Source organism: Streptomyces sp. NPDC055632, assembly GCF_053618675.1.
The window spans coordinates 17,360-34,594 of sequence record NZ_JBSHHY010000007.1 but is presented as its reverse complement, the minus strand read 5'-3'; the positions used below and the strand labels follow the sequence as shown (position 1 = coordinate 34,594).

The window sequence follows — 17,235 nt, the reverse complement described above, 5'->3', positions numbered from 1 at the left end:
GACTTCCGGTCGGCCGTACCGTCAGGTGGTGGTCTCCGGGCGGGCCGACTTCTCCCAGGGGTACGCGGTCAGCCGGGGGTCGGGCCCCGTGATCGCGGACGGCTCGCTCCGAGGTCCGGGCCCGGCATCCGCCGCCCGGCCGGTGGCCCCGGCGGGACGTCCCCGCTCCTCCGCGCCCGCGGTGGTGGCGCCCGGCGCGGGCTCAGGGTCGGCCCAGTGGCGCAGGGCTCCGGCCTCTACGTCGATCTGGGCGCTGAGCGTCGACAGGTCGTCCTCGGCGAACCGCACGGCCCGGTCCCGGGCGGCGCGGCGCAGCGCGTCGGCCGAGCTCGTGATCCGCTCGGTCCGCGCGGTGAGTTCGGGGAGCTGGCCGGCCACCCACGCCCGGTCGGGCTCCCGCTCCAGGCGCTTGAGGTCGGCGTCGAGTTCGAGACCGTGTCCGCTGAGCCGGTTGAACAGGTCGAGCGACTCCTTCAGCGAGGCGTCCTGGCCGACGCCCGCCTGCAGCGCCTCCTGCGTGGCGCGCATCGAGGTGCGCAGCGAGAGCCGCAGCCGGGCCAGCTCGCCCGCCGCGCCGGCCTGGCCGAAGCTCTTGGCCCGCAGCGTGGTGTCCTCGACCGTGCGCCGGGCCTGGTCCAGGGTGCGGTCGACGCCGCGCTTGGCGGCCTTCGTGACCTTCACCGCCGCGTACACCCCGAGCGCCACGAAGGCGAAGAAGAGCAGCGCCAGGATCGTGAGAATCGTGGCTTCCATGGGCGCCCCTCCGGCATCGGTCGACTCACCACACGGTTGTGGTTCCTCCACGGTAAACGGAACGGGCAGGCCGAGGGTTCCATCGGAACCCCCAACCTGCCCGTAGGGGAAACCCCTATGCCCGGCCGCTCGGCGACCGCGCATCACCGACCCGCCGGCCAACCGACCAGCCGACTTGCCGACCGGCCGACTAGCCCGCGACGATGTTGACCAGCTTCGGCGCGCGCACGATCACCTTGCGGATCTCGGCACCGCCCAGCGCCGTGACCACGTGCGGGTCGGCCAGGGCCAGCGCCTCCAGGTCCGCGTCCGTGATCGACGGGGAGACCTCCAGGCGGGCCTTGACCTTGCCCTTGATCTGCACGACGCAGGTCACGGTCTCGTCGACGACGTACGCCGGGTCGGCGACCGGGAAGTCCCGGTGGACGACCGACCCGCTGTGGCCCAGCCTGCGCCACAGCTCCTCGGCGATGTGCGGCGCCAGCGGGGCGACCAGCAGCACCAGCTGCTCGGCGACCGGGCGGGAGACAGCGCCGCCGGTCTTGGTCAGGTGGTTGTTCAGCTCGGTGATCTTGGCGATGGCGGTGTTGAAGCGCATCGCGGCCATGTCCTGCGCGACGCCGTCGATCGCCTTGTGCAGGGCGCGCAGCGTTTCCTCGTCGGGCGCGGCGTCGACGACGGTGACCTCGCCGGTCGACTCGTCGACGATGTTGCGCCACAGCCGCTGCAGCAGCCGGTACTGGCCGACCACCGCGCGCGTGTCCCAGGGGCGCGACACGTCCAGCGGGCCCATCGCCATCTCGTACAGGCGCAGGGTGTCGGCGCCGTACTCGGCGCAGATCTCGTCCGGCGTCACGGCGTTCTTCAGGGACTTGCCCATCTTGCCCAGGACGCGGGAGACCTTCTCGCCCTGGTACCAGAAGCCGCCGTCGCGCTCCTCGACCTCGGCCGCCGGCACGGCGATCCCGCGCGCGTCCCGGTAGACGAAGGCCTGGATCATGCCCTGGTTGTACAGCTTGTGGAAGGGCTCGGCCGAGGAGACGTGGCCCAGGTCGAACAGGACCTTGGACCAGAAGCGCGCGTACAGCAGGTGCAGCACGGCGTGCTCGGCGCCGCCGACGTACAGGTCGACGCCACCGGTCGGCATGCCCTCGCGGGGACCCATCCAGTACTGCTCGACGGCCGGGTCGACCAGCTTCTCGGAGTTGTGCGGGTCCAGGTAGCGCAGCTCGTACCAGCAGGAACCGGCCCAGTTGGGCATGGTGTTGGTCTCGCGGCGGTACTTCTTGGGGCCGTCGCCCAGGTCCAGGGTGACGTTCACCCAGTCCTCGTTGCGGGACAGCGGGGTCTCCGGGCGGGTGTCCGCGTCGTCCGGGTCGAAGGTGCGCGGCGAGTAGTCCTCGACCTCGGGCAGCTCCAGCGGCAGCATCGACTCGGGCAGCGCGTGGGCGACGCCGTCCTCGTCGTAGACGATCGGGAAGGGCTCGCCCCAGTACCGCTGGCGGCTGAACAGCCAGTCGCGCAGCCGGAAGTTGACGGTGCCCTCGCCGATGCTGCGGTCGGCCAGCCAGGCGGTGATCCGGGCCTTGGCGTCGACGACGCCCAGGCCGTCCAGGGAGATCTCGTCGTTGGCGGAGTTGACCAGCTTCGCCTCGTAGGAGGCGAAGGCGTCGTCCCAGGTGGAGGGATCGGTGCCGCGGTCGTCGCTCGGCTCGACGACGCAGCGCATCGGCAGCTCGAAGGCGCGCGCGAAGGCGAAGTCGCGGCTGTCGTGCGCGGGGACGGCCATGATGGCGCCGGTGCCGTAGCCCATCAGGACGTAGTCGGCGATGAAGACCGGGACCCGCTCGCCGCTGACCGGGTTGGCCGCGTACGCGCCGGTGAAGACGCCGGTCTTGTCCTTGGCCTCGGCCTGGCGCTCCACGTCGGACTTGGAGGCGGCCTGCTTGCGGTAGGCGTCGACGGCCTCGGCGGGGGTGGCGTGGCCGCCGGTCCACACCTCGTGGGTGCCCTCGGGCCAGGCGGCCGGGACGATCTTCTCGACCAGGTCGTGCTCGGGGGCCAGGACCATGTAGGTGGCGCCGAACAGGGTGTCCTGGCGGGTGGTGAAGACGGTGATGGCACCGGCGTCGCCGACCTGGAAGTCGACGCGGGCGCCCTCGGAGCGGCCGATCCAGTTCCGCTGCTGCAGCTTGATGGCCTCGGGCCAGTCCAGCGCGTCCAGGTCGTCCAGCAGGCGGTCCGCGTAGGCGGTGATCCGCATGTTCCACTGGCGCAGCTTGGACTTGAAGACGGGGAAGTTGCCGCGCTCGGAGCGTCCGTCGGCGGTGACCTCCTCGTTGGCCAGGACGGTGCCCAGGCCGGGGCACCAGTTGACGGGCGCGTCGGAGGCGTACGCCAGGCGGTACTCGCCCAGGACGTCGGCGCGCTCGGTGGCGCTCAGCTCGCTCCACGCGCGCGTGGTGCCGGGGATCTCACGCGTGCCGTTCTCGAACCGCTCGACCAGCTCGGCGATCGGACGGGCCCTTCCGGCCTCGTCGTCGTACCAGGAGTCGAAGATCTGCAGGAAGATCCACTGGGTCCACTTGTAGTATTCCGGGTCGATCGTGGCGAACGACCGGCGCTTGTCGTGGCCCAGGCCCAGCCGGCGCAGCTGGACCTTCATGTTCTCCATGTTGGCCTCGGTGGACACGCGCGGGTGCGTGCCCGTCTGCACGGCGTACTGCTCGGCCGGCAGGCCGAAGGCGTCGAAGCCCAGGGTGTGCAGCACGTTGTGGCCGGTCATGCGCGCGTGGCGGGCGAAGACGTCCGTCGCGATGTAGCCCAGGGGGTGGCCGACGTGCAGTCCCGCGCCCGAGGGGTACGGGAACATGTCCATGATGAACTTCTTGGGCCGTGCGGCGACCGCGGGATCCCCCGCCAGGTCACCTGTGGGGTTCGGGGCCTCGTACGTGCCCTCGGCGTCCCAGAAGTCCTGCCAGCGTGCCTCGATGTCGGCGGCCATGGCCGCCGTGTAGCGATGCGGGGCCGCCGTCTCGGCGGCCGTATTGATCTCGGTCATGGTCCTTGAAGCTCCATCGATCGTCTCTGCCCACGGCCACTGACTGCCCGAAATGAAAAATCCCCTCGCACAGGAGGGGATGCCGCGCCGACTCCGACGGAATGTCTGTCGTCCGTCGGGACTGGTCAGCGCGGCTCGGTAAGCAGGAGGCGTACGGCACGCATGGCGCCAGGGTACCGCAGCGGCCGCACGGGCCGCACCGGCGTTCCGTGGGGCGGGACACGAGAGAGCGGGCCACCCGATCCGGGTGACCCGCTCTCCGTTCCACGGTCTTCCGTGGATTTTCTGTGGAGCTAAGGAGAATTGAACTCCTGACCTCCTGCATGCCATGCAGGCGCTCTACCAACTGAGCTATAGCCCCTTGCTTTCCGTCTCCGTTCCGGTTTCCCTCGCGGCGACAGACAGAACATTAACCGGCTTCCCGGCAGATCTCCAAATCGATTCCCGGAGGCCTCCGGGACCGCCGGGTAGGGTCGCCGACTGTGTCCGTCTCCGTGCTCTCGAAAACCCGTGCCCGGCCGTGGCCCCTGGTCACCGCCGCGGCGGTCTGTCTGCTCTCGTTCGCGGCCTTCTGGGTGGCGCAACGCCTCGCCCACGTGAACATGCTCGACGTGATGGTCTACCGGGCCGAGGGGGAGACGGTCCGGGCCGGCGGCGACCTGTACGCGATGCGCGCCACCTCGGCGAACCTCGGCATGACGTACCCGCCCTTCGCGGCCCTGCTGTTCGTCCCGCTGACCCTGGTGGGCGTCCCGCTGATGCGGACCCTCACCACCGGGGGGAACCTGCTCCTGGTGGTCGCCCTGGTCCAGCTCTCGGTCCGGTTGGTGCGCCCGTCGCTGTCCCGCGCGGACCTGTGGCGCGCGACGTTCTGGATCGCCGCGGTCGTGGTCTGGTGCGAGCCGGTGTGGACGACCCTGCGGTACGGCCAGATCAACCTGCTCATAGCCGTGGCGGTGCTCTGGGACCTCACGCGCCGCGCGGGCAGCCGCTGGGCCGGCCTCGGCATCGGTCTGGCGACCGCGGTGAAACTCACACCGGGGCTCTTCGTGGTCCTGCTGCTCGTCGCGGGTCTGCTGCTGTGGCGCCGGGACCGGTCCTGGAACCAGTGGCTGCGCACGGCGGCGACGGCGACGGGGGTCTTCCTCGGGACGACGCTGGCCGTGGTGGTCGCGCTGCCCGCGGACTCGAAGAAGTTCTGGACCGAGACCCTGTTCGAGACGGGCCGGGTCGGTTTCGCCGAGGAGACCGCCAACCAGTCCATCCGCGGCGTCCTGGCCCGGCTGATGCACACCGACGACCCGGGCATGTGGTGGGCGGTGACGGCGGCCCTCATGGGCGGCGTCGCGATGGTGGTGGCGGTACGGGCCGCGCTGCGCGGCGACAAGGCCGTGGCGGTGGTCGTCTGCGCGTTCACGGCGCTGATGATCAGCCCGATCTCGTGGTCCCACCACTGGGTCTGGTGCGTGCCGCTGCTGATCCTGCTCGCGGACCGCGCCACGCGCGCGTGGCGGGTGACGGGACCGGTGGCCCTGGTGTTCGCGTCGTTCGCGCTGTGGTGGGTCCCGCACGACCCGGGCCGCCCCGAACTGGACCAGAACGCGGGCCAGATGCTGCTCTCCGCCGTCTATCCGCTGACGACGACGGCGCTGCTCGCGGGGTACGTGCTGACGCGGCGGAGGCTGCGCGGGACGGGCGCCGGCCACGGGACGGACACCGGCCGCGCGGAAGGGACCGGCGCGACGACGGCGGAACCGCTCCTGGAGGCCGTACCGGAGCAGGAGCGTCCGGCGGTGGCGGAGCAGGGGCGTCCGGCGGCGCGGGAGCCTCAGGCCGTGGCGAAGGAGTAGAACCGCTTGAGGGTGCAGTGCTCGTCGAGGAGCCGGCCGTAGATCGGCTCCCCCTCCAGCTCGCGGTAGGTCTCGATCGGGTCGCCTTTTATGATCAGCGCCCGCGCGCACTCCTCGCACCAGTACTGGAACTCGGCGTTGACGGGGTCCATGTCGCGCACGATGGGCGTGCCGCTGCCGCACCAGTCGCACTTCCGCCTGTGTGCACCCATCAGTCAGCTCCAGCTGTGGCCGCGGGTCGCGGGCCCCGTCGTGCACCTGGTCGTGCGCCGACAGGACACCCTGCCGTTGTCGCCGAGCACGTGGGCCACCCTCCCGTCCGGATCCTGTCCCCCTCCGGCCGTCCGATTCTGCCATGGCCCCGCAAGGGGGCCGGCGTACTCGGCACAACGTGGTGAAACGACGAATCCCGCCCCCTGGTGGGGACGGGATTCGGTGACTGTGGAGCTAAGGAGAATTGAACTCCTGACCTCCTGCATGCCATGCAGGCGCTCTACCAACTGAGCTATAGCCCCTCGTGTTCTTCGCGCTCCGCGCTGCGAACAAGAAGAACTCTAGCCTGTGACCTGCCGGAAAGTGAAATCCGGGTCCGGCAGGCCCGTCGCGGGCTCCGCGGGGCTCAGTCGTCGTCGCCGAGGACCGGCTCGGGCAGGGTGCCGGCGTTGTGCTCCATCAGGCGCCAGCCGCGCGCGCCCTCGCCGAGGACGGACCAGCAGCAGTTCGAGAGCCCGCCCAGGCTCTCCCAGTGCCGGGACTCCAGGCCCAGGAGCCGGCCGATGGTGGTGCGGATGGTGCCGCCGTGGCTGACCACGACGAGCGTGCCGTTCTCGGGGACCTTGTCGGCGTGCTCCAGGACCACGGGGGCGGCCCGGTCGGCCACCTCGGTCTCCAGCTCGCCGCCGCCCCGGCGCACGGGCTCGCCGCGCTTCCAGGCGGCGTACTGCTCGCCGTACCGCGCCACGATCTCGTCGTGGGTCAGCCCCTGCCACTCCCCCGCGTACGTCTCGCGCAGCGCGGCGTCGTGGGCGACGTCGTGGCCGGTGAGCGCGGCGAGTTCGGCGGCGGTGGCCGCCGCCCGCTTCAGGTCGGAGGCCACGATGGCGTCCGGCTGGAGCGCGGCGAGCAGCCGTGCGGCCCGGCGCGCCTGGGCGACGCCGGTCTCCGTCAGCTCGATGTCGGTCGAGCCCTGGAAGCGGCGCTCCAGGTTCCAGGAGGTCTGGCCGTGGCGCCAGAGGACGATGCGGCGGCCGGTGCCGCCCCTGGTGGCGCTCAGCTCAGCTCACCGTCCGGTCCGTCGGGGAGGCCGGAGGCGTGACCGGCGGTGTCGACGCCGGTCAGGGCGGCGTGCTCGGCCCCCTTGCCGCGGGTCTTCGCGGCGTCCTCGGGCAGCTCCAGCTCGGGGCAGTCCTTCCACAGCCGCTCCAGGGCGTAGAAGACCCGCTCCTCGCTGTGCTGGACGTGGACGACGATGTCGACGTAGTCCAGCAGGATCCAGCGCGCGTCGCGGTCGCCCTCGCGGCGGACCGGCTTGGCGCCGAGCTCCTTGAGCAGCCGCTCCTCGATCTCGTCGACGATCGACTTGACCTGGCGGTCGTTGGGCGCGGAGGCGAGCAGGAAGGCGTCGGTGATCGACAGCACGTCGCTGACGTCGTACGCGATGATGTCGTGCGCGAGCCGGTCGGCGGCCGCCTGAGCGGCGGTCTTGACGAGCTCGATGGAACGGTCCGTGGCGGTCACAAGCAGGCTTTCGTCGGCGGTCCAGTACCCCTCCAGGGTCTCACGGACCGCCGACGCCGCCGTCTGCCTTTTCCGGAGCGCCGCTAGCGGGCCTCCGGGAGCTTGTAGTCCCGGCCCAGGACGACGGTGACGGCGGCCGATCCCGTGGTCTCGCCCTTGCCTACCGAGCCGGCCGGGAGGCCGAGCGTCTTGGCCACCTCGGCGGCCGCCGCCTTCTGGGCGTCGTCGCGGTAGAGGACCTCGGACTTCTCCTGGACCGGCGCCCCGGTGCCGCCCACGAAGGCGTAGCCGCCGTTGGCCAGCACGATCCGGGCGGCCTCGGTCGCGTTCTTCCCGGAGCCGTCCCGCAGGGAGACCCGGGTGACCCCGTCCGTCTCGGGGGCGGTGACCTTGCCGCCGAGGATGTCCTTCACGACGCTGTCGCTCGCGCCGTCGGTCAGCGCGCCGTCCTCCTCCACCGGGAGCAGAGCCGTCTTGTAGGAGCCGACCTTGGCGTGCTCGGCGAGCTTGGCCAGGGAGGCGCCGAGGTCCTTCTCCGGGAGCGAGGGGTCGAGGATCTGCTGGAGGGTCTCGATGGTGATCGTGGCGGCCGCGGGGTCGTCGGAGATCTTCCGCAGCACTCCGTACAGGACCTGGCCGAAGCGCTGGAGCTGCTTGGCGTCGGCCTCGCCGGGGGCCCGGTAGGTGGCGTAGGCGACGGCCGCGCGGCCGTTCAGCGTCTGCTTCTCGCCCTTCCTGACGAGCGGCTCGGCGCCGTTCTTGGGGGCGGGCACGTCGGTGTCGGTGTCGGTCTCGATGCCGCTGACGACCTCGACGAGGTTCTCCAGGTACGGGGTGTCCAGGCGCCAGGTGCCGGTGATCTTCGTTCCGAGGAGGTTGCCGATCGACTCCCGGGTGCCGCTGGAGCCGTCGTCCTCGACCGACTTGCCGAGGGTGGTCGCGGCGCCCTCGGAGTCGGCGACGACGACGGAGCCGGGGAGCAGGACGGTGGTGCCCTGGCGGGTGGTCGCGTTCTCCACGAGCAGGGCGGTGGACGTTCCGCCGTTCGTGGTGTCGTGGAGGTGGACCACGATGGTGTCGCGCTTCTGGGGGCCGGTCGCGGTGGCCCCCTTCTGCTCGGGGGCGGAGGTGCCGGGGAGCAGGCCCGCGGACCACAGGTAGCCGACGCCGCCGACGACGGCGAGCACGAGGACGACGACGAGCGCGACGATCCGGTTGCGGCCCCGCCGCCTGGCCTCCTCGCGCCGCTCCGAGCGGCTCTCGGTGAACTTGAGCCAGTCGATGACGTCCTCGGAGTCCTCGTCGGGCTCCTCGATGAACGAGAACTGCTCGGTGCGGTACTCGCGGTCGTCGTCGTCCGTGCGGGACGGGGCGGGGCGCCCGGGGGCGGCCCGGCCCGGGGCGGGCCGCTCGGAGGCGGGGCGCTGGCCGGGGACGCCGGGCGGGGCGGCGACGGGCGCGGCCGGGGCCTCGGGGGCCGGGCGGGCGGGCTGGGTCCGGGACTGCGGCTGCGGCTGGTGCTGGGGTTGGGCCTGGGGCTGCGGCTGGGCCTGGGGCTGCTGGGGCTGAGCGGCCCACTGCTGCCCGGTCTCGGTCCCGGCCCCGGTGTCGTACGAGGGGTAGGCGTAGCCCTGCTGCCCGTACGGGTCGTACGAGGACTGCGACGGCGGCTGCTGCGCCTGTGGCTGCTGCTGGGCGTAGGGGTCGTAGCCGTACGCCTGCTGCGGCTGCGCCGGCTGCTGCTGACCGCCGTACGGGTCGTAGTGCTGCGCGGACTGCTGCTGCGCCTGCGGCTGCTGGTACACCGGCTGCCCGTACTCGTCGTAGCCGATGATCTGCGGCTGCGGATAGTACGGGTCGTACGGATGCTGCTGGTCGTTCACCGGTGCCCCTCCCCGAAGCTCACTGGCCGCGGTACAACTGGCGCTTGTCGATGTAGCGCACCACGCCGTCCGGCACCAGATACCAGACGGGATCGCCCTGCGCGACCCTCGCCCGGCAGTCGGTGGAGGAGATGGCGAGCGCGGGGATCTCGACGAGCGAGACCCCGCCCTTGGGCAGGCCGTCGTCGGTGAGGTCATGGCCCGGGCGGGTGACGCCGATGAAGTGGGCGAGCGCGAAGAGCTCCTCCGCGTCGCGCCAGGTGAGGATCTGCGACAGCGCGTCGGCCCCGGTGATGAAGAAGAGGTCCGAGTCGGCGTTGAGGGAGGCCAGGTCCCGCAGGGTGTCGATGGTGTAGGTCGCGCCGCCGCGGTCGATGTCGATCCGGCTGACCGAGAACTGCGGGTTGGACGCGGTCGCGATGACCGTCATCAGATAACGGTCCTCGGGCGCGGACACGGCCTTGTGGCCCTTCTGCCACGGCTGCCCGGTCGGCACGAACACCACCTCGTCGAGGTGGAACAGGGCGGCGACCTCGCTGGCCGCCACCAGGTGTCCGTGGTGGATCGGGTCGAAGGTTCCGCCCATCACGCCGAGTCGGCGCTTGCCGCGCCCGCCAGTAGGCACTTCCTGCTCTCCCATGCGTGCAGAGCCTACTGGCACGGCAGCGTCCGCCGGATCAGCGGTGTCGGCTCAGCGGTCGCGGTTGAAGCGGGTGGTGATCCACAGCAGGAGCATCAGGGCGCCGAAGGCGCCGATACCGGTGAGGTAGGGGCTGAGGCTTTCGTGGTTGCCGCCGTGCTCGGCGCCCTCGGCGAGAGTGACCAGGTTGGCAGCGGTGCTGTGGAGGCTCATCTTCGGCAGACCTATCGATCGGGGATGGGAGCGGAGACTTCGCGCACATCGTATGCGGGCCGTCCGGACGCGCTCACGCCGACTCAGGCGTTCGCGTCGCGCTCCGTGTTGCCGCCCGGCCCGGCGGTGGCGTCCGTACCGGCAGTGGTGCCCGTAGCGGCGGTGGCGTCCCCCCTGCCCACACCGTCGGTGCCGCCCGTCCCGGCGGCGGCGTCCCTGCCGCCCGTGTCGTCCGTGCCGTCGGTGCGGTAACCGCGCAGCAGGAACCAGGCGAGCAGGACCCCGCCCACGATCGAGACGAGCAGCACGATCCGGAGCGTGTCGCCCGGGCCCTGGTCCGCGGCGGCGAGCAGGGCGGCAGCGGCGTCGGCGGTGGCGGCTGTGTCCGGCATGTCGGTCGTGCCCTTCGGTCGTCCTCGGTGCCCGAGTTATCCACAGGCCCCGCCACACCGTAGCGCCACCGCCTAGTCTGGGGGCAGTCAGGGGGACGAGCACCGACTCGTACGAACAGGGGGCATCCATGACCGAGAACGACCACGGGAGCGCGCCGAGCAGGCAGCGGAAGCGGTTCCCCGGCATCTCCTCGCGGGCCTACGAGCACCCGGCCGACCGCTCGGCGCTGGTGGCGCTGCGCAAGCTCAGCGGCTTCGACACGGCCTTCAAGGCGCTCAGCGGACTGCTGCCGGAGCGCAGTCTGCGGCTCCTCTACCTCTCGGACTCCGTCCGGGTGAGCGACGCGCAGTTCAGCCACCTCAACGACATGCTGCGGGACGCCTGTTACATCCTGGACCTGGAGAAGGTCCCGCCGATGTACGTGACGCAGGACCCGAAGCCCAACGCGATGTGCATCGGCCTGGACGAGCCGATCATCGTGCTCACCACCGGCCTCGTGGAGCTCCTCGACGAGGAGGAGATGCGGGCGGTCGTCGGCCACGAGGTCGGGCACGCGCTCTCCGGGCACTCCGTGTACCGGACGGTCCTGCTGTTCCTCACCAACCTGGCGCTCAAGATCGCCTGGATCCCGCTGGGGACGGTCGCGATCACCGCCATCGTGACGGCGCTGCGCGAGTGGTTCCGCAAGTCGGAGCTCTCCGCCGACCGGGCCGGGCTGCTCGTCGGGCAGGACGTGCGGGCCTCGATGCGCGGCCTGATGAAGATCGCCGGCGGCAACCACCTGCACGAGATGAACGTGGACGCGTTCCTCGCCCAGGCCGACGAGTACGAGAAGGCCGGAGACCTGCGGGACTCGGTCCTGAAGATCCTCAACGTGCTGCCGCGCTCGCACCCCTTCACCGCCGTCCGCGCGGCGGAGCTGAAGAAGTGGTCGGAGAGCCGCGACTTCCAGCGGATCATGGACGGGCACTACCCGAAGCGCTCGGAGGACAAGGACACCTCGGTCTCGGACTCCTTCCGCGAGTCGGCGGGTCACTACGCCGAGACCGTGCGGACCAGCAAGGACCCGCTGTTCAAGCTGGTCGGGGACATAGCCGGCGGCGCCGGTGACCTGGCGGGCGACCTGGGCGGACGGCTGCGCAACCGGTTCGGCGGCCAGGGCTCCGCGAAGGCGGACGGCGGCGCGGCCGAGGGCGGGGCCCCGGCCGGTGACGACGCCGGGAAGGGCCCCGGAAAGGACGCCGGAAAGGACGCCGGGGACGGTCAGAACGAGGGCTGAGCCCCCGGGGCCAGCACTCCGCACAGCGAGGGGGCGGCGGGCCGGTCCGTGGCGTACGGGTCGGTGACCGCCGGGCCGCCGCCCGCCTCGGAGGCCCGCGCCCCCGCCAGGAGCGGCTTCAGGGAGCCCGTGGTGTCCGCGTCGCAGGCCTGCGGCCCGGCCTCCGAGGTGCTGCTCAGCAGTTCGGCGCGGTGCGCCCGCAGGTCCTCGCGGTCGAAGCGGAAGTGCACGACGCGGTGGACGGTGAAGAGGGACGCCGCGGCGACCGGCCCCGTGCCGCGGGTGACCGGGCGGAGTGCGTAGGTGTACGTGTGGTCCGCCGTGACGTCGAGGGTGTCGGGCCCGGTCTCCTCGAAGCGGAGGGTGCCCCGGACGCGGACGCCGGGATCGGCGAGGGCGGCCTCGCGGGGGTCGAAGCGGACGAGCCAGGCGGCGGGGGCGTGCCGACCGTCGTCGGCGGGCGACTCGACGCTCCGGTCGAACTGCGCCAGTTGGTCGGGGTCGAGCAGGAGGCGCGGGGGACGCGCGGTGGCCCCGCTCAGGACTTCGGGATCCAGTGAGGAGGCGACGAGGTAGTCCCTGGCGATGTCGAGGGCGGCGAGGACCTGGCTCTCGGCGAAGTGCATGGTGCGTCCGGCGACCGGCAGGGCGATGCCGGCGGCCCCGACGCGGTACTCGGCGGCCGGGCTGCGGGCGAAGAGCCGCGCGGGCTCGCCGCCGGGGACGGGATCACGGGGCGCGAGCCGGACGACGGTGGTCCGCAGGGGCTCGGCACGCTGGTCGACGGGGGGCTGGTACGGGTTGCGGACGCCCAGGTAGACGGCGGTGCCGAAGGCGAGGAGGACGAGGAGGACGAGGAGGACCGCCTGGCGGGAGCCGCTCCGGGGGGACCCGGTGGGGAGGCTGCGGACGGCCTGGGCGTGCTCGCCCATCCGCTCGCGGGCGGAGAACTCCTGGAGGCGGGCAGCGCGGACGAACGCCTCGTCGAAGACGACGGATCGGTACTCGTCCTCACCACCGCCGGGGAACCCCTCGGGTGTCCCCTCAGGCGGGTCGCCACGCCCTGCCATACCTTCAGGGTAGGTCTGCGGGGGCTTCGGTAAACGCCCAGGTACACGACAAGTTCCGAAGAATTCCGCCATCGGGGCGGCCGGGGCCCGGCGGGGAAACGGCACGGGACCGGCACGGGACGGGCCGGAGTCCGGGTTCGGGACCGTTCGCGGGCCCGATCCAGGTCCGGTCCGGGGCCGATCCGGGTTCGGGAGGCTCCCGGGGGCTATCCGGGGGACGCGGAGCCCACGGCGGGGGCGCGGGCCGCGGGCGGGGCCGGGTTGGGGGTCGGCGCGTCGACGCCGGTGGTGGCCGGCGGCGGGACCTGGTCCTGGCGGTTGGCGGCGGCGCCCCGGTAGACGGCGCTGAAGGCGAGGGCGACCATGCCGACGCCCATGACGAGGGCGAGGACCCAGGCGACGGGCCGGTGCCAGCGGGCGCTGCCCCGGTAGGGGCGCAGGGCGCCGCCGTGGGGGCCGTAGGGGCTGTCGTCGTCGCCGATGTCGTCGGGCTCGTAGGTGAGGCCCAGCGGATCGTGGCCGTCCCCGTAGGGGTCGTCGTCGACCGGTCCGCCGCCCGCGCGGGCGCGGGCCGACTCGGCCTCGGCACGGGCCTGGGCGGCGGCGAGGAGCCGCTCGACCGCGGTCGGCTCGTGGACGGTCGCGGCCCTCACGAACTCCTCGTCGAAGACCACGGCGGCGTGGACCTCGTCAGCGCCTCCGCGGTCGACAGAGTCCTCGGGGTCTCCGCCGTTCTGGAACGGCCTGCCCCCCACGTCGTCCGGCACGGATTCAGAGTAGACCCGGAAGGGGGTTTTGGGCAGGGAGAGTGCGAAGCCTCCCCGCCCGTACCGAAAGCCCGTACGGACCGGAAGGAGGTGTTACCGCACGTGACCGTCGCCGGTGACGATGTACTTGGTCGAGGTCAGCTCGGGAAGGCCCATGGGACCCCTGGCGTGCAGCTTCTGGGTGGAGATGCCGATCTCGGCGCCGAAGCCGAACTGGCCGCCGTCCGTGAACCGGGTGGAGGCGTTCACGGCGACCGTGGTGGAGTCGACCAGCTGGGTGAAGCGGCGGGCCGCGGCCTGCGAGGTGGTGACGATCGCCTCGGTGTGGCCGGAGGACCACGTCCGGATGTGCTCCACGGCCTTGTCGAGGGAGTCGACGACGGCGGCGGCGATGTCGTACGACAGGTACTCGGTCTCCCAGTCCTCCGTGGTGGCCGGGACGACGGTGGCCTTGGAGCCCTCGGCGAGGGCGAGGGTCCGCTCGTCGGCGTGGACGGTGACGCCGGCCTCGGCGAGGGCGTCGAGGGCCCGGGGCAGGAAGGCCTCGGCGACGTCCTGGTGGACGAGGAGGGTCTCGGCGGCGTTGCAGACGCTGACCCGGTGGGCCTTGGAGTTGATCAGGACGTCCACGGCCATGTCGAGGTCGGTGTCGGCGTCGACGTAGACGTGGCAGTTGCCGGTGCCGGTCTCGATGACCGGGACGGTGGACTCCTCGACGACGGTCCTGATCAGGGAGGCGCCGCCGCGCGGGATGAGGACGTCGACGAGGCCGCGGGCCCGCATCAGCTCGCGGACGGACTCGCGGGACTCGCCGGGGACGAGCTGGACCGCGTCGGCGGGCAGCCCGGCGCCCCCGACGGCATCGCGCACCACGTTCACCAGGGCGTTGTTGGAGGCGTACGCGGAGGAGGAGCCGCGGAGGAGGACGGCGTTGCCGGACTTGAGGCAGAGGGCGGCGGCGTCGACGGTGACGTTCGGGCGGGCCTCGTAGATGATGCCGACGACGCCGAGGGGGACGCGGACCTGGCGCAGGTCGATGCCGTTGGGGAGGGTCGAGCCGCGGACGACCTCGCCGACGGGGTCGGGCAGCGCGGCCACGTCGCGGACGTCGGCGGCGATGGCCCGGACGCGCTCGGGGGTGAGGGTGAGCCGGTCGACGACGGCCTCGCTGGTGCCGGCCTCGCGGGCCTTGGCGACGTCCACGGCGTTGGCCTCGACGATCTCGGCGGTGCGCGCTTCGAGGGCGTCCGCGACGGCGAGGAGGGCCTCGTCCTTGGCCGCGCGCGGGAGTGGCGCGATTTCGGCGGCGGCGGCGCGAGCCCGGTGGGCGGCCCGGGTGACCGGGGAGAGGCTGTCGAGGGGCGTGAGCGAGGTCATGTCCGCAGGGTACTGGCAGCCCCGCGGACATCCCTCACGTATCCCGCACTGCGAGACGTGCCCCTGGACGCCTCCCGGAGCGCACCCCGAGACGTGCCCCCGGACACCTTCCGGAGCGCACCCCGAGGCACGTCCCCGGACACCTTCCGGAGCACACCCCGAGGCACGTCCCCGGACACCTTCCGGAGCACACCCCGAGGCACGTCCCCGGACACCTTCCGAAGCGCACCCCGAGGCGCGTCCCGGACGGGTCCCGGGGCGTGTCCCGGTCGTCCTCCGCCGGAGGTCCCGTCCCTCAGTAGGGGTGGACTCCGACCGGGGCGGCGGGCGGCGGGCCGTAGCCCTCCGCGATCCGCTGGTGGTAGGTCTCGCGGTCGATGACCTCCAGGCCCACGATCTCCCAGGGCGGCAGCTTGGCGGTCTGCCGGTGCTCGCCCCACAGGCGCAGGGCGACGGCCGCCGCGTCGTGCAGGTCGCGGGCCTCCTCCCAGTACCGGATCTCGGCGTGATCGTTGGCGTAGCGGCTGGTCAGCAGGAAGGGATGGTCGTGGGCCAGCTGTTCGAGCCCCCGTCGCACCTCCTTCAGCGGCGACTCCACGCCCGACACGCTGAGGGTGATGTGCCAGAGCTTGGACACGGGCCGTTCCTCGGCGCGTGCCTCACGTGTCTCGCGTGCCTCACCCGTGTCGGTGGTGGTCTCGGTCTTCCTGTCCGTGGACCTGTCCCGTGCCTCGTCGAAGTCGGCTCCGGCCTCGACACTGGTCAGGGCGCGTTCGGCAGTCCCACGGGGCGGCGCCCCTGGGCGCGCTCGTCTCACCGGCGGCCTCCTGTGTGATGCGTGTGGTGCTGTACCCCGCCTTGCTCTTAACCCCCGAGACAAAGTTGACCAGTCCGAGGCGGCACTTGGGGCGGTTTTGGTGAACGTCCCTTCCGGATGGCCGCAGTTTCAGCCGTTTCGGCGGGTGGTGTCCGACGGATGGCGTACGGTGCGCGGCGTGCGGCCCGGCGGACCGTCCGGCCGTGTGCGGCCCGCGGCGCCTTCAGCCGATGACGACGAGGTCGTCGCGGTGGACGATCTCGCGCTCGTACTCCGGGCCCAGTTCCTTGGCGAGCTCGTGGGTGGAGCGGCCGAGCATCCGGGGGATCTCCTTGGCGTCGAAGTTGACGAGGCCGCGGGCGACGGCCCGGCCGGCGGCGTCGCGCAGCTCGACCGGGTCGCCGGCCACGAAATCGCCCTCGACGCCCGCCAGACCGGCCGCGAGCAGGGACTTCTTGCCCTCGACGACGGCACGGACGGCCCCGTCGTCGAGGGTGAGGGAGCCCTGCGGGGTGGAGGCGTGGGCGAGCCAGAGGAGCCGGTCGGCGGAGCGGCGGCCGGTGCGGTGGAAGTACGTGCCGGTGTCCCGTCCCGTGAGCGCGTCGGCGGCCCGGCTCGCGGAGGTGAGGACGACGGGGATGCCGGCGGCGGCGGCGATCCGGGCGGCCTCGACCTTGGTGACCATGCCGCCGGTGCCGACGCCCGCCTTGCCGGCCGAGCCGATCTCGACGTGGGCGATGTCCTCGGGGCCCGCGACCTCGGCGATCCGCGACGTGCCGGGCTTGGACGGGTCGCCGTCGTAGAGCCCGTCGACGTCGGAGAGCAGCACGAGCAGGTCGGCGCGGACGAGGTGGGCGACGAGGGCGGCGAGCCGGTCGTTGTCGCCGAAGCGGATCTCGTCCGTGGCGACGGTGTCGTTCTCGTTGACGACGGGCAGCGCGCCCATGGTGAGGAGCTGGTCGAGGGTCCGGTACGCGTTGCGGTAGTGGGCGCGCCGGCTGGTGTCGTCGGTGGTGAGGAGGACCTGGCCGACGCGGACGCCGTAGCGGGCGAAGGAGGCGGTGTAGCGGGCCACGAGCAGGCCCTGGCCGACGCTGGCGGCGGCCTGCTGGCGGGCGAGGTCCTTGGGGCGGCGGGTGAGGCCGAGCGGGGCGAGGCCCGCGGCGATGGCGCCGGAGGAGACCAGGACGATCTCCTTCTCGCCGCCGCTGCGGACCTTGGCGAGCACGTCGACGAGGGCGTCCACCCGGTCGGCGTCGAGGCCTCCGGAGGCGGTGGTGAGGGAGGAGGAGCCGACCTTGACGACGATCCTGCGGGCCTCCGTCACGTACTGCCTCGCGCTGTCCGTCTGACCCGTCACCTGCGTCGTCACCTGCGTCGTCCTCACTCGGCCGT

The 17,235-nt window shown here is 72.3% G+C and carries 16 protein-coding genes and 2 tRNA genes; 2 read left to right on the top strand and 16 right to left on the bottom strand.

The features are described 5' to 3' along the window. Positions 1–21: 21 nt before the first annotated feature. The 3 genes from ACWGSR_RS12260 to ACWGSR_RS12250 form a co-directional block, all read right to left on the bottom strand. A complete protein-coding gene (locus ACWGSR_RS12260; RefSeq protein WP_376238557.1) occupies positions 22–753 on the bottom strand; it encodes a hypothetical protein in 732 nt (243 codons plus the stop codon). Positions 754–943: 190 nt separating this feature from the next. Further along, positions 944–3,814, bottom strand: coding sequence for a leucine--tRNA ligase (leuS, locus tag ACWGSR_RS12255; protein ID WP_453565834.1), 2,871 nt, complete (start codon positions 3,812–3,814; stop codon positions 944–946). Between the two features lie 288 nt (positions 3,815–4,102). Further along, positions 4,103–4,175: transfer RNA gene (locus ACWGSR_RS12250), tRNA-Ala, on the bottom strand. 121 nt (positions 4,176–4,296) lie between these two features. On the opposite strand from ACWGSR_RS12250, the gene ACWGSR_RS12245 reads away from it, so the two are divergent. Further along, positions 4,297–5,664: a glycosyltransferase 87 family protein gene (locus ACWGSR_RS12245; protein WP_453565831.1), complete on the top strand. Its 1,368-nt coding sequence runs from the start codon at positions 4,297–4,299 to the stop codon at positions 5,662–5,664. Here ACWGSR_RS12245 and ACWGSR_RS12240 read toward each other — a convergent pair. The 8 genes from ACWGSR_RS12240 to ACWGSR_RS12205 all read right to left on the bottom strand — a co-directional run bounded on the left by ACWGSR_RS12240 (position 5,643) and on the right by ACWGSR_RS12205 (position 10,529). After that, positions 5,643–5,876, bottom strand: coding sequence for a hypothetical protein (locus tag ACWGSR_RS12240; protein WP_355115859.1), 234 nt, complete (start codon positions 5,874–5,876; stop codon positions 5,643–5,645). The genes ACWGSR_RS12245 and ACWGSR_RS12240 overlap by 22 nt on opposite strands. Before the next feature lie 230 nt (positions 5,877–6,106). Further along, positions 6,107–6,179 (bottom strand) — tRNA-Ala (locus ACWGSR_RS12235). Between the two features lie 104 nt (positions 6,180–6,283). Continuing rightward, positions 6,284–6,937 (bottom strand): histidine phosphatase family protein, encoded by a 654-nt coding sequence (locus tag ACWGSR_RS12230; protein ID WP_376238619.1) that lies wholly within the window; start codon positions 6,935–6,937, stop codon positions 6,284–6,286. Beyond that, entirely contained in the window at positions 6,934–7,401 is a 468-nt protein-coding gene (gene rsfS / locus ACWGSR_RS12225) for a ribosome silencing factor (protein WP_366375210.1), read from the bottom strand. Before rsfS ends, ACWGSR_RS12230 begins: the two co-directional genes overlap by 4 nt. Before the next feature lie 83 nt (positions 7,402–7,484). After that, entirely contained in the window at positions 7,485–9,284 is a 1,800-nt protein-coding gene (locus ACWGSR_RS12220; protein ID WP_453565826.1) for an LCP family protein, read from the bottom strand. 19 nt (positions 9,285–9,303) lie between these two features. Continuing rightward, positions 9,304–9,924 (bottom strand): nicotinate-nucleotide adenylyltransferase, encoded by a 621-nt coding sequence (nadD, locus tag ACWGSR_RS12215; protein ID WP_376238546.1) that lies wholly within the window; start codon positions 9,922–9,924, stop codon positions 9,304–9,306. Positions 9,925–9,975: 51 nt separating this feature from the next. Next, positions 9,976–10,137 (bottom strand): hypothetical protein, encoded by a 162-nt coding sequence (locus tag ACWGSR_RS12210; protein WP_366374631.1) that lies wholly within the window; start codon positions 10,135–10,137, stop codon positions 9,976–9,978. An 83-nt stretch (positions 10,138–10,220) separates the two neighbouring features. Continuing rightward, complete coding sequence (locus tag ACWGSR_RS12205; RefSeq protein ID WP_453566201.1) at positions 10,221–10,529, bottom strand: hypothetical protein; 309 nt, start codon at positions 10,527–10,529, stop codon at positions 10,221–10,223. A 128-nt stretch (positions 10,530–10,657) separates the two neighbouring features. Here ACWGSR_RS12205 and ACWGSR_RS12200 point away from each other — a divergent pair, with 128 nt between their 5' ends. After that, positions 10,658–11,809, top strand: a complete 1,152-nt coding sequence (locus tag ACWGSR_RS12200) for a M48 family metallopeptidase (protein ID WP_453565823.1) — start codon at positions 10,658–10,660, stop codon at positions 11,807–11,809. On the opposite strand, the gene ACWGSR_RS12195 is transcribed toward ACWGSR_RS12200, so the two are convergent. From ACWGSR_RS12195 to proB, 5 genes are all read right to left on the bottom strand, one after another. Further along, complete coding sequence (locus tag ACWGSR_RS12195; RefSeq protein WP_453565820.1) at positions 11,794–12,879, bottom strand: SCO2583 family membrane protein; 1,086 nt, start codon at positions 12,877–12,879, stop codon at positions 11,794–11,796. The two genes, ACWGSR_RS12200 and ACWGSR_RS12195, sit on opposite strands and share 16 nt — an antisense overlap. A 206-nt stretch (positions 12,880–13,085) precedes the next feature. Next, a complete protein-coding gene (locus tag ACWGSR_RS12190; RefSeq protein WP_432086976.1) occupies positions 13,086–13,646 on the bottom strand; it encodes an SCO2584 family spore wall biosynthesis protein in 561 nt (186 codons plus the stop codon). A gap of 93 nt (positions 13,647–13,739) precedes the next feature. Further along, the gene (locus tag ACWGSR_RS12185) at positions 13,740–15,023 is read right to left on the bottom strand and encodes a glutamate-5-semialdehyde dehydrogenase (protein ID WP_453565817.1); all 1,284 of its coding nucleotides are present in this window, start codon (positions 15,021–15,023) and stop codon (positions 13,740–13,742) included. 295 nt (positions 15,024–15,318) lie between these two features. Further along, the gene (locus ACWGSR_RS12180) at positions 15,319–15,840 is read right to left on the bottom strand and encodes a hypothetical protein (protein WP_376238531.1); all 522 of its coding nucleotides are present in this window, start codon (positions 15,838–15,840) and stop codon (positions 15,319–15,321) included. 223 nt (positions 15,841–16,063) lie between these two features. Then, a complete protein-coding gene (proB, locus tag ACWGSR_RS12175; RefSeq protein ID WP_453566183.1) occupies positions 16,064–17,167 on the bottom strand; it encodes a glutamate 5-kinase in 1,104 nt (367 codons plus the stop codon). Positions 17,168–17,235 lie beyond the last annotated feature (68 nt).